The sequence below is a fragment of the Streptomyces sp. NPDC054840 genome (assembly GCF_053611065.1).
The window spans coordinates 1-10,281 of sequence record NZ_JBSGZP010000228.1; the positions used below are offsets into that span (position 1 = coordinate 1).

The window sequence follows — 10,281 nt, forward strand, 5'->3', positions numbered from 1 at the left end:
ACGGCCACGAGCTGAAGCCCCGCAACATGAAGGCCCTGCTGGCCGGCCCGGTCACCAAGAAGATCCCCAAACAGCCGAACCACGAGCTGGACTCCGTCCGCCGGCCCGGCCCGCTCGGAATCATCTGCCCCCGCTGCAAGGCCGCCCGCGGCAAGCCCTGCAAGAAGCCCGGGTCCAGCGACCGCTATCCGCTCGGCGAGCCCATGCGGGAACCGCACCCGATCCGCATTGCGCTCGCCACCGGCCAACCGCTCCCGGCCGGCCACGACGCCGCCGGAGAAGCCGCCGGCAAGGAAGCCTCCCGCATCGCCCTCGAACGCCTGCAAGCCGAAGCCGCCACCCCCGACGCCGAGATCGTCGAACCCGAAGGAGAAGTCGCATGACCGCGGACAACTTCCCCGCCGTCAACTGCGACGGCCCCGCGTGCTCCAACGCCACCCACCACCCGATGGTCAAAACCGTCACCGAGCTTCGCCAGATCCGCCGTGATGACGGCTGGCACCCGCGCCCTCGAGGCCGCGACATCTGCCCCGACTGCTGGAAGGCAGGCCACCGATGACCGACCGCCCCCGCTCCGCCCCGATGCCCGCAGCCCTCCGTGCCGGCCGCCCGCCCCGCCACCCCGCCCTCACCATCCGCTGCCCCCACTGCACCGCCGCCCCCGACACGCGCTGCACCACCCGCGCCGGACGGACCCGCGTCCAGCGTCTCGACCCCTGCCCCGCACGACTCGATACCTGGGCCGTCACCACCGCCTGCTGCCCCGCATGCCAGACCGCACCCGGCACCCCCTGCCGCACCCCCGACGGCCGACCCGCCGACATCCACCCCGCCCGCTACACCGAAGCGAAAGCGATGGCCGCATGACCGAGACCCGGCACACCGTCGACACGATCACCCCGGAAGCCCTCGAGCAGTTGTACGCCGAACTCGACCAGGCCAAGCGACACCGCAAGGCCGTCGAGCTCGGCTGCGGCGAGACGATCAGCTATTGGAAGGGCCAGGCCACCGACGCCCGTGAGTACTCCCAGTGGCGGGACCGCGCCTATGCCTCCACCGTCATCGAGGCCCGCCGCCAAGCCACCCGCGCCAAGCAGGCGGAAGCCTCCGTCGGCCGCCTCTACCAGCAGGTCCTCGACGCCAAGGAGCGGGTCCGCAAGGCCACGGTCGCCGCCCTCAACCTCCAGTCCCAGACTCCCAACGCCGCCCAAGCCACGCTCGCCCGCATCCGTAAGGCCAACAGCTGGGTCGGCATTTGGACTGCCCTCGGCATGTACTACGGCCTCACGCCGGAGGAGGCCGGGACCACGGCCCGTGAGCGGCGCGAGAGCAGTGTCATCCAGTACCTCGCCGAAGCTGAGCACCGAGTCCGGCAGGCCGAACAGCGGGCGATCAGTGCCGAAGACGCGGCGAAGGCCAGGGACGGTCACGCCTCGAAGATCCTGTTCACCACGGCCGACTCCCTCGAACGGTCCTGCCTTGACCACAGTTCCAGCGGCGGCGGCAGCTTCACGACCTGCCAGTGCCCCGCGGCCCACGAAGTCCGCCGCCTTGCCCGGGACCTCGCCGTCATCGAGGTCACGCGGTGACCGCCGCAACGGCCGAGCAGCAGTGCCGCATCGACGACTGCCACGACCGGGCTGCCCGGCAGTCCATGTGCTGGCGCCACTTCAACCGCCTCAGGCGCAACGGCGACCCGATGTTCACCACCTGGACCGTCGCCGACGAAACCGACGTTGAAATCGCCACGCGCCGCCGAGCACTCCCCGACGGTGCGACCCGACTCGAACGCCGGCTCATCGCCCAAAAGCTCACCGAGCGAGGCGACTCCGCCGCCGAGATCGCCCGCATCACGGGCGTCACACCCCGCACCGTCACCCGATGGCGGGCACACCTCCGCATCCGAAAGACCGCCTGATGACCACCACCCTCGCAGCCTGACCTGCCTGCCCAGATACCGCCAGCCCCAGCATCGGAGGACCCCATGACAGACCAGCCCGCACGCACCGCCGCCTACAACGCCTTCTACGAGGCCGGACTCAACCGCTACGAAACCAACAAGCTCCTCAACGATCACGCCTGGGAAGCCGTCGCCCCCGTCATGCAGATCGTCACCGACTACGTCATCGAAGCGAACGACGTCGGCGGCATCGACTGCAACGACCTCGCCGACCGGCTCCGCACCGCCGGCTACCCGCTCGTCGGCGACGAGGACCACGACGCGCCCGACGACGAGGACTGACCCCACCCCGTGACGTGGACGGCCGCCTCCGCGGGTATCGGAGGCGGCCACCCAACAGCTTGCCAACCCGCACGAAGGAGAACCTGATGCCCGCCCACCTCAGCTCCGGCCAGCTCCAGGCCTTGACCCTTGCCGCCCACGGCTACAGCAGCCAGCAGATCGGGCACCGGCTGAACACGACGGAGAGTGCCATCCATCAGCGCCTGAGTGCTGCAGCCGTCGCGCTCGGAGCCCGATCCCGAACTCACGCCGTGGCCATAGCGATTACCGCCGGGCTGATCCGGCTTGAGGGAACCCGGCCCGGCCGGACGCCCGAGGCGACCCCGTCGCGGCCCGTGACGGCCCCTCTCCCGGCCTAACCCCGCTCCAACGTCCCTCGCGAGGCTGGAGCCCGCCACGCAGCCTCACAGCCCCGTACAGCCCCGCCGCCCGACCCGACACCCGGAGGAACCCATGACCGTGCCCCAGCCCACAGAAATCCTCCCCGCCCTCCACTTCACCGCCGACGGCCCTGGAGGAACCACCGTCACCTACCGCGTCGACACCGAGGCACCGATCAGCCTCCGCGACCGAGAGCTCCTCAAGGCGCTGATGAACACCGCGTACAAGCTGCTCAGCGCGACCGAGGGTCAGGCGCTTGCGGCCCACCGGAGCCAGCCGTGACCGCCTGCCCGTTCTGCGAGATCGCCGCCGGGAACGCGCCCGCCACCATCGTCCGCGACTGGCCCGAGACCCTCGCCATCGTCCCCCTCGATCCGGTGGTCGACGGCCACGTCCTGGTCATCCCCAAGGCCCACGTCGACGACTTCACCATCAGCGCCTACACCTCGGCCATCACCATGCACTGCGCTGCCGAACTCGCCCGAGACAGCGGCCCCATGAACCTGATCACCAGCAAAGGCCGGGAAGCCACGCAGTCCGTGTTCCACCTGCACCTCCACCTCGTCCCCCGCGCCGAGAACGACGGGCTGGCACTGCCCTGGTACAGCGGGCGGACAAGGAAGGCCCAGCCGTGAGCACCCAGCTCGAACTGTGGTCGCCCGGCTGGGAGGTGGAGCCCTGCGGCCACAGCGACCCCGACCCCGACCCCGACGAACCAGCGCCTGTCACAGAACCGGTAGGCAGGCCCCACTTCGTGCGCCTCAACGACACGGAACTCGCCGACCTCTACCGATTCCTCGCGAAGGCGTTGACCACCTCCACGCGAGCCGGCGACCGAGCCAGCACCACTGCCGCCCTCGGCCACCTCGAACGCGAGATGCGGCGCCGCAACATCTGGGGCCTCTCTCAGCCCGAACAGGCGCCCCACGCCGTCGAGACCCGCTACGGCCACGGCCTCGACCATGCCGGCGACCAGCCCCGCATCATCCCCGGCGACCACGGTCAACCACCCGGACGGCGCCGCGACCTCGAACCCCGCACCATCCACAACCTGCCACCCGGGAGCTACCTATGACCGGCCAGACCCGTTGGAGCGCCCCCTTCCGGCGCGCGATGAACGCCACCCTCGCCGCCGTCGCACTCCTCCGCCCCCGCAAACCCCGCCCCGCCAGCCAGATCCCGCCCTGCCGGCACTGCGGCAAGCCCATCCGCGACGCCGTCTACTACGAGCAGCACACCGACGGCCTCCACGCCTGGCACACCGACCAACCCGACTGCTGGGCCGCAGCCCTCGGGGAGACACCGTGACCGCCAAGCGCACCATCGCCCGCTGCACCGCCGTAACGGTCACCCTCGCCTTCGTCGCCGGCATCTCCGCAGGCGCCTATCACGACGATGGCGGCGGCTGGGTAGCCGTAGCCGCCGTCTGGCTCACCCTCGCCGTCCTCATGGGCGCCGTGAGTGTCTTCGTCTGGGCCCTCAACAACTGGAACGCCCGCTAACCCACCGCCTGACCTGCCCGCACGCCGCACCAGGAGCCACCGTGAACGACACGTACTGCGAGCTCTGCTTCCGTCCCGCCACCAGCCGGGTCCATGACGGCTGCCAGCAGAAGATCCGCCAGAACCTGCTCGACCTCCCCGGCCTGTACGCGGCCCTCGCCGACGCCCTCCAGCCGACCCGCCGCGGTGACGGAGGACGCGCCAGCAGTGGACGCACCGCCCCCATCCCTTGCAACCTCGAGGCACTGGATCTCCGCGCACGAGGAGGTATCGAAGGCGTCCTCGCCACCTGGTCCGCCGATTTGTGCGAACGCGAGGAGTGGGAGCTTCCGCAGTACGGCACCGTCGAAGCCGCAGTTCAGGGGTACGCCGACCTTCTGCTCGACAACCTGAAAATGATCTGCGAAGAGCACCCGGCCGTCCGGGAATTCGCCACCGAGATAAGGCAGATCGCCGGCCAGGCCAACCGGCTCGTCACCGGCGAGAAGCCGGCCCGCCGCATCCCCGTCGGATGCGCCGTACCCAACTGCTACGCCGTCCTCAGCGTCACCATCGACACCCCCGGCGTCCGCTGCCACAACTGCGGCCACCAGTACGGACACACGGAGGCGCTGCAGCTCACGCCGGTGCGAGCCGCGGCATGACGAAGGCCCCACCCGATCATCGGGTGGGGCCTTCACGTGCGTCCGGGGCTACAGCTGCGTCGCCTCCCGGCGGGCCGCGACCAGGGCTGCATGCACCTTGTCGAGCTCTACGCAGTGCGCCCGCATCTGAGCGATCACGGCGGCGAACTGGTCCGGATCGAGGCACTCCATCACCTCGTCTTCCCACGGCTGCAGCACGACGTGGGGGAGGCGGCGCTCCGGGCGGTCGCTGTACGGGTCGACGTTGATCCGAGCATCCAGGACCGGCATTTCGATCGTGCCCTCCGTCGCGTCGAACACCGCCAGCGGCGTCCCGCCGAAGTCCCGGCCGTGCGACAGATCGACTAGCGCGCCGTCCTCGTCATTCCAGTGCCGGTCCGTGCACCACGACGGACACGACTCGACGATCTGCCCCCCCGCCCCAGATGCGGCGCAGCCACGTGCGGACCTTTCCCGGCTCAGCGACGACAGGACGCTCGGGCAGTACAGTGGTCATCGAGAACTCCTTCTTCGAGGTGGATCTCCTGATCAGCGAGGTGATGACTCGCTGGTTGAACAGGCCGGGCGGGTGATGACCGCCCGGCCGTTCGCGTTCAGGCGCAGTAGTAGCGCCCGCCGGGCCTTCTCTGCTGAATGACGCCTTCCTTGGCCAAGACCTGCAGCATCTTTCCGCAGGTCTGGTCCGAGATGCCGAACCGCCGGTGAAGCTCTTTGGCGGTCGGCATCTGGTCCCCAGAGGTGAAGAGGTTGTTCGCTATCTCCGCGCGGAGGATGCGGGCCGCTTGCTCGGAGACCGGATCCTGGGGTGCTCGATGCCACTGAATCTCTGGTGAGAAGTAGCGAAAGTTGACGAAGTGTACGCCCGGGACCTTCGCGCGGTTGTGGAGCGGCCTCTCGGCCTTGATTGCTCCCGTCTCGGCGACATCGGCCTCCTCGCGGGACGCGTACCACTCGACGGATCGCCGTTCGACCAGCGACCACCAGCGGGAGGATCGGGGCGATCTCGCGTGACTCTCCCAGCGGGCAGTCGGATCCTTCGCGATCCCGACATAGAGCAGCTGATCGTCTGCGTCATACAGGCGGTAGAGCGCGGTGGGCTCTGGGGATTCAGGCATGGCCCTCCTCGTGATGCGTGTGGCCTCCGCCACTCACAGCGACGACTGTAGGAGGTTCGTAGAGAAGTTTCAATCCTCTCGTTTGCTCCACACGTGACGGCGCCCCCGGCGAACAATCACCGGGGGCGCTGTCGTTGCTGCTCAGAACTCGTACTGCAGCTCATACAGGTGGCCCGCCTTGGCCATAATCTCGACCTGGATCGGGCGGTCGTCCGTGCTGTAAGTGACCCGGAACGTGCGTAGGACTGGCAGCTTGGTCGGCATACGCAGGGCTCGCGCCTGCTCCGGGGTGGGCCACCGCGCCGCAACCTTGTCGACACAACGGATGGGCGGTAGGCCGGCATTCAGCAGGACTCGTCCCACCCCGCCCCGGATCTTGCGCTTTTCGGCGATCGGGGTGCCTGTCGCGAGTTCCAGGGGAACGTAGACCTCAACCAGCTCGCACGGGCTGTCATCGAGGAATAGCACCTGTCGACGCAGCAATACTCGCTCACTTGGGGCCAGGTCGAATGCTTGTTGCACGGCAACGGGAGGGACCACTTCCTCGACATCAAGCAGCTCACTCTTGCCTGACAGGCCCTGCTTTTGGGCCTCGCTGATCCACTGATACTTGCCGTCGCCGGCCGGGGGGGTCTTGTACGCGGCGGGCTTCATCGTGCGCTGAGGGTGCTCGCGCACGATCACGCCAGCACCCTGACGCGAGTACGCCAGACCCTCCTTTTCGAGGGTGATCACGGCGTTGCGGATCGTTTGCGCCGCCGCACCGAACTTGTCCGTGAGCTTGCGACTCGATGGGAGCTTCCCTCCGGGAGGGAACTCACCCGAGAGGATGCCGTCGCGCAGGTAGGCGGCGATCTGGTCTTGAGTCGACCAGACGCCAGCCTCTTCTTCGGTTCCTTGGGCCATGTCAGTCGACCTTCATTGAGTAGTTCAGCTGGCGGGTGCTGCCGGGCGCGACCATCACGGTTGCTTCGTAAGGGCGGCCCTCGTCGTTGGTGATCACGCGAGTGAGGACCAGGACCCACTCGTCTGCATTCAACTCCAGCGTCTCCGTTTCCTCAGGAAAGGGAGGTCGGGCGGTTACGGCCTCGGTCACCTCGGCTGGCGTCCATCCCAGTTCAGCTAGGAGTGCGACCGCACCGCCGCGGATCCGGCCCGGCTCGGCCAGGGCGGAGTCGCCGGCGATGTCGCGAGGCCAGTACGAGTCGGCGATTTCGATGGGGCGGTCATTGAGGAGGATGACGCGTCGCCGCACGATCGCGGACTCGCCGTCCGGCGTGCGGAGGACGGCGGCCACGTCCGGCGGAGGAATGGCTTCCCCCGCGTAGGCGATGCGCTGGCCACCAGTGCCGCCCTGCGCTGCCGCCTCTTGTTTCCATGCATCGCCACCCGGCCTCAGGTAGAGCGATGAGGATCCCACCCACCTGCCTTTCCCCATTCGCCACTCCTCTCCTTGCCTAGCCCTGTTGAGAACTTCGGATTTCTAACCATACGACCAGCTCAGGTCGAGGGAGAGGGCTGTCACGACACACCAAGGCAGTCGAGACGGTTGTCACTTCTCAAGAGTGCACCTACAGTTGAGGACATCACCGACCGCAACGGATTGGAGTGAGTGCCAGATGCTGCCCGACAGCCCGAGACTGCTGACCGTGGAAGAGGTCGCGGCGGCCCTTCGAGTTTCGAAGCCGACCGTCTACCGGTGGATCGCCAACGACGAAATGACGGCCATCCGCTACGGCAAGCCGCGCCTGAGCGGCGACACCAAGCGCGGCGGGGCCATCCGGGTCCCCCGGACCGAAGTCGACGAACGTCTCGGATACCACGGCAACGACACCTCGGAGGTGGCCTGATGGCCGCGAACACGATCACCACCCAGGCCACCGCGTTCCACCTGAGCTGTGACGGCGCGCTGCTGCTGTCGCTCATCGACCCGCAGCACCTGAAGGGTCCCATCGTCGAGGCCTACGAGGTCGCCGGCGGACTCATCACCGTCGAGGACACCCAGAACGCCTGGCTCGGCGACTTCCGTATTACCACCTGGGTACCGCTCAGTGTCACTGCCGCGGAGAACCGTCAGCAGGAGTCGCTCATGGACCCTGACCTGATCGACCCTGACGGCCGCCTTCCGCTCCTCCTGGGCGCAACCGTGACGGACGTCAACACCGTCGAAGCCGTGATTGCCGCAGTCCGCGAAGGCCGCGACTACCTGATCGCCCGGTCGGCCCCCACCCACGTCCGCCGCGAGAAGGCCGTGGCTGAGGCCCTGAAGGCTGCCGTTCTCGCCAACGAGGGCCGCTGGACGACGATCGCCGCCGGCTACCGCGCCGACGCCGACCTGATGCGTCAGGCGATGGCGTCATGAGCGCCTCCGCCCAGTCCGGCCACTCGATCGTCGACCAGCCGGCCACACCGCAGCAGTGCAACGCCGACTACAGGCCGCCCGCGCAGGCCGCTCAGGCCGCCGCTGACGCCCGCAACAACGTTGGCGCCCTCGGTACCGGGCAACAGCACACCCACCGCGGCTGAGGAGCGCCCGTGTTCACCAGCACTCCTGAAGACCTGAAGCGCCGCGAGGAGCAGGCCCGCACACTGGCCGCCCGCCTTGTGGTCCTGCTCGACAACCTCGACGACCTCGGCATCGGCGTCACGGCCGGCCAGCTCCACACCCCCGCCGGGATGATCCGCCGCCAGGCCGACCACGGCTGGACCGTCACCCGCTAGCCCCCGGCACGACCAACCGGAAAGGCACAGCCATGCCCGGACCCGCCATCAGCGACCTTTCAACCGGCGACACGATCACCCCCGACGCCCCGCCCGTCTGCTGCGGCACCGTCATGAACCAGCGGCCCTACACCAACCTCAGCACCGTGTGGACCTGCTGCCACTCCGAGGACACGCAGATCCACGCCGACCTCGACGGCCGCATCACCGAGCAGCCCTACCTCGACGGCGGCTGCGAGAACGAACTCCACCACTGAGGACCATCCCGCCTGACCACCGGAAGGACCACCCGTCATGAACGCCACCATCACCAGCCTCCCCGTCACCCGCCAGGAGGAACTCTGCTGGAGGGACGCTGCCGGCGTCGCCGACTACCTGACCGCCCACATCAAGGGCGACAGCAAGGCGAAGGCTGCTGTCATCGCCGACGCCAAGGAACTCGCCAAGCACGGTGAGGCCAGCCTCAAGGACGAGCTCGACGCCCTCCGAACGCGCCGCTACGCCGACGCCGCCTGATCGGTACCGGCTACCAGAAAGGACGTTCCGCCCATGAACGCCAGCAGGTTGCGCAAGGTCTCCCCGCTGATCTACCCAGCTGCGGCCTTGTCGCTGGCTTCCCTCGCCTGGACGACATGGAGCCTGGTCGACCTCCTCGGTACCGGCCTTATCGGTGCGACCGTGGCTGCCGGCGCCGACGTCATCTGGGCCTCCGTGATCCTCGCCGAAGCCCGTCGGCTCCGCCTCGGCGGTAAAGCCTGGGCCGTACCCCTGGTCGGGTGGGCCGCCCTCGTTGCCGTCGCCGGGCTCCTCGCCTGGCATGGCATCGAGAGGGACGTCATCGCCATGGCTGTGGCCGGCCCCCTCCTCCCGGTTGGCGCGAAGATCGTGTGGGCCTTCGCCCTGGCCGACATGCGAGACCCGGCCGCCCTCACCGAAGACGAGCAGCACACGCTTGCCGCCATGGAGCGGGGGATGGCCTTCGAGGAAGCGAAGCATCGCATCGCGATGCGGCGCCGAGAGATGGGTGCCGAGCTCCAGATGAGCGAAGTCTCCACCGATTTCGACATCGAGATCATGCGTCAGGACAAGGCGCGTGAACTCCACCGCCGACGTCCGTTGGAGCTGACTGCCGGCGCTGCCTCTTCGCCCCGGACTTCGTCTACTGATGAAGGCGAAAACTTCGCCCTGATCGGCAGCGAAATTTCGCATCCCGATGAGGCGAACGTCGCAGGTCGCAGCCCCGTCCACGGCGAAGTCTTCGGCTTCGCGGCAGCCCTGACCGGGCGCGAAATTTCGCGCCCTTCCCAGGCGAAGACTTCGCCCCCCAGGCGTGCGCGGATTTCGCCCACGAAGAAGGCGAAGGCGGGGGCGAAGCCGGACCCTCGCAAGGCGGCCGTCGCCGAGTACCTGGAGAGCAAGGAGGACGGCCAGCCGCTGACCGGAGCCGAGCTCGGACGACGGCATGGCCGCACCGCTCGCTGGGGTCAGATGCTCATCGCCGAGATCGACAACTGACATGCAGAGGCTTTGCCCCTCCTCGAACGGTGAGTCCCGGAAGGAGCCAAGGCACAGATGAACGATCCCCGCCTCAGCCCCTGGCAGCAGCCGCCGGCACGCCCGAAGAAGCTCGCGCAGCGGAAGGCCGAACGCCTGGCCCGCCGCGCGCAGTACTGGGG

Annotated in this window: 24 protein-coding genes; 19 read left to right on the forward strand and 5 right to left on the reverse strand. The window is 68.5% G+C overall.

The features are described 5' to 3' along the window. The 12 genes from ACWGIU_RS17940 to ACWGIU_RS17995 all read left to right on the forward strand — a co-directional run. On the forward strand, positions 1-383 hold a 383-nt coding region (locus ACWGIU_RS17940), incomplete at its 5' end, for a zinc finger domain-containing protein (protein ID WP_453706884.1). After that, entirely contained in the window at positions 380-559 is a 180-nt protein-coding gene (locus tag ACWGIU_RS17945; protein ID WP_453706886.1) for a hypothetical protein, read from the forward strand. The genes ACWGIU_RS17940 and ACWGIU_RS17945, both read left to right, overlap by 4 nt. After that, positions 556-867, forward strand: a complete 312-nt coding sequence (locus ACWGIU_RS17950) for a zinc finger domain-containing protein (protein ID WP_453706888.1) — start codon at positions 556-558, stop codon at positions 865-867. Before ACWGIU_RS17945 ends, ACWGIU_RS17950 begins: the two co-directional genes overlap by 4 nt. Beyond that, positions 864-1,589 (forward strand): hypothetical protein, encoded by a 726-nt coding sequence (locus tag ACWGIU_RS17955; protein WP_453706889.1) that lies wholly within the window; start codon positions 864-866, stop codon positions 1,587-1,589. Before ACWGIU_RS17950 ends, ACWGIU_RS17955 begins: the two co-directional genes overlap by 4 nt. Further along, positions 1,586-1,918: a helix-turn-helix domain-containing protein gene (locus ACWGIU_RS17960; RefSeq protein WP_453706891.1), complete on the forward strand. Its 333-nt coding sequence runs from the start codon at positions 1,586-1,588 to the stop codon at positions 1,916-1,918. Before ACWGIU_RS17955 ends, ACWGIU_RS17960 begins: the two co-directional genes overlap by 4 nt. 66 nt (positions 1,919-1,984) lie before the next feature. Continuing rightward, a complete protein-coding gene (locus tag ACWGIU_RS17965; RefSeq protein ID WP_453706893.1) occupies positions 1,985-2,242 on the forward strand; it encodes a hypothetical protein in 258 nt (85 codons plus the stop codon). Between the two features lie 453 nt (positions 2,243-2,695). After that, the gene (locus ACWGIU_RS17970; RefSeq protein ID WP_453706895.1) at positions 2,696-2,905 is read left to right on the forward strand and encodes a hypothetical protein; all 210 of its coding nucleotides are present in this window, start codon (positions 2,696-2,698) and stop codon (positions 2,903-2,905) included. Then, positions 2,902-3,258, forward strand: a complete 357-nt coding sequence (locus tag ACWGIU_RS17975) for an HIT family protein (protein WP_453706897.1) — start codon at positions 2,902-2,904, stop codon at positions 3,256-3,258. Before ACWGIU_RS17970 ends, ACWGIU_RS17975 begins: the two co-directional genes overlap by 4 nt. Next, positions 3,255-3,698: a hypothetical protein gene (locus ACWGIU_RS17980; RefSeq protein ID WP_453706899.1), complete on the forward strand. Its 444-nt coding sequence runs from the start codon at positions 3,255-3,257 to the stop codon at positions 3,696-3,698. The genes ACWGIU_RS17975 and ACWGIU_RS17980 overlap by 4 nt, the downstream gene beginning before the upstream one ends. Continuing rightward, positions 3,695-3,931, forward strand: coding sequence for a hypothetical protein (locus ACWGIU_RS17985; protein WP_453706901.1), 237 nt, complete (start codon positions 3,695-3,697; stop codon positions 3,929-3,931). The genes ACWGIU_RS17980 and ACWGIU_RS17985 overlap by 4 nt, the downstream gene beginning before the upstream one ends. Then, positions 3,928-4,125, forward strand: coding sequence for a hypothetical protein (locus tag ACWGIU_RS17990; protein WP_453706903.1), 198 nt, complete (start codon positions 3,928-3,930; stop codon positions 4,123-4,125). Before ACWGIU_RS17985 ends, ACWGIU_RS17990 begins: the two co-directional genes overlap by 4 nt. A gap of 41 nt (positions 4,126-4,166) precedes the next feature. After that, positions 4,167-4,769, forward strand: coding sequence for a hypothetical protein (locus ACWGIU_RS17995; protein ID WP_453706905.1), 603 nt, complete (start codon positions 4,167-4,169; stop codon positions 4,767-4,769). 48 nt (positions 4,770-4,817) lie between these two features. Here the strand turns inward: ACWGIU_RS17995 and ACWGIU_RS18000 are convergent, their stop codons facing one another. The 5 genes from ACWGIU_RS18000 to ACWGIU_RS18020 form a co-directional block, all read right to left on the reverse strand. Continuing rightward, entirely contained in the window at positions 4,818-5,177 is a 360-nt protein-coding gene (locus tag ACWGIU_RS18000) for a DUF6907 domain-containing protein (RefSeq protein ID WP_453706929.1), read from the reverse strand. Further along, positions 5,131-5,265, reverse strand: a complete 135-nt coding sequence (locus tag ACWGIU_RS18005; RefSeq protein WP_453706907.1) for a hypothetical protein — start codon at positions 5,263-5,265, stop codon at positions 5,131-5,133. Before ACWGIU_RS18005 ends, ACWGIU_RS18000 begins: the two co-directional genes overlap by 47 nt. Before the next feature lie 97 nt (positions 5,266-5,362). Next, positions 5,363-5,884, reverse strand: coding sequence for a GntR family transcriptional regulator (locus ACWGIU_RS18010; RefSeq protein ID WP_453706909.1), 522 nt, complete (start codon positions 5,882-5,884; stop codon positions 5,363-5,365). A gap of 141 nt (positions 5,885-6,025) precedes the next feature. Then, complete coding sequence (locus ACWGIU_RS18015) at positions 6,026-6,790, reverse strand: GntR family transcriptional regulator (protein ID WP_453706911.1); 765 nt, start codon at positions 6,788-6,790, stop codon at positions 6,026-6,028. A 1-nt stretch (position 6,791) separates the two neighbouring features. Continuing rightward, positions 6,792-7,322 (reverse strand): UTRA domain-containing protein, encoded by a 531-nt coding sequence (locus ACWGIU_RS18020; protein ID WP_453706913.1) that lies wholly within the window; start codon positions 7,320-7,322, stop codon positions 6,792-6,794. Between the two features lie 181 nt (positions 7,323-7,503). Between ACWGIU_RS18020 and ACWGIU_RS18025 the strand changes: the two genes are divergently transcribed. From ACWGIU_RS18025 to ACWGIU_RS18055, 7 genes are read left to right on the forward strand one after another with little or no spacing between them, the layout of a single operon-like run. Further along, complete coding sequence (locus ACWGIU_RS18025; protein ID WP_453706915.1) at positions 7,504-7,734, forward strand: helix-turn-helix domain-containing protein; 231 nt, start codon at positions 7,504-7,506, stop codon at positions 7,732-7,734. Further along, the gene (locus ACWGIU_RS18030) at positions 7,734-8,246 is read left to right on the forward strand and encodes a hypothetical protein (protein WP_453706917.1); all 513 of its coding nucleotides are present in this window, start codon (positions 7,734-7,736) and stop codon (positions 8,244-8,246) included. Before ACWGIU_RS18025 ends, ACWGIU_RS18030 begins: the two co-directional genes overlap by 1 nt. Then, the gene (locus ACWGIU_RS18035; protein ID WP_453706919.1) at positions 8,243-8,410 is read left to right on the forward strand and encodes a hypothetical protein; all 168 of its coding nucleotides are present in this window, start codon (positions 8,243-8,245) and stop codon (positions 8,408-8,410) included. The genes ACWGIU_RS18030 and ACWGIU_RS18035 overlap by 4 nt, the downstream gene beginning before the upstream one ends. A 9-nt stretch (positions 8,411-8,419) precedes the next feature. Beyond that, on the forward strand, positions 8,420-8,605 hold the full coding sequence (locus ACWGIU_RS18040; protein ID WP_453706921.1) for a hypothetical protein: 186 nt from the start codon (positions 8,420-8,422) through the stop codon (positions 8,603-8,605). A 32-nt stretch (positions 8,606-8,637) separates the two neighbouring features. Then, positions 8,638-8,862 (forward strand): hypothetical protein, encoded by a 225-nt coding sequence (locus ACWGIU_RS18045; protein ID WP_453706923.1) that lies wholly within the window; start codon positions 8,638-8,640, stop codon positions 8,860-8,862. A gap of 37 nt (positions 8,863-8,899) precedes the next feature. Beyond that, positions 8,900-9,121, forward strand: coding sequence for a hypothetical protein (locus ACWGIU_RS18050; RefSeq protein ID WP_453706925.1), 222 nt, complete (start codon positions 8,900-8,902; stop codon positions 9,119-9,121). Between the two features lie 33 nt (positions 9,122-9,154). Beyond that, positions 9,155-10,120 carry a hypothetical protein gene (locus ACWGIU_RS18055; protein ID WP_453706927.1) on the forward strand — a complete coding sequence of 322 codons (966 nt, stop codon included), beginning with the start codon at positions 9,155-9,157 and terminating at the stop codon, positions 10,118-10,120. Positions 10,121-10,281 lie beyond the last annotated feature (161 nt).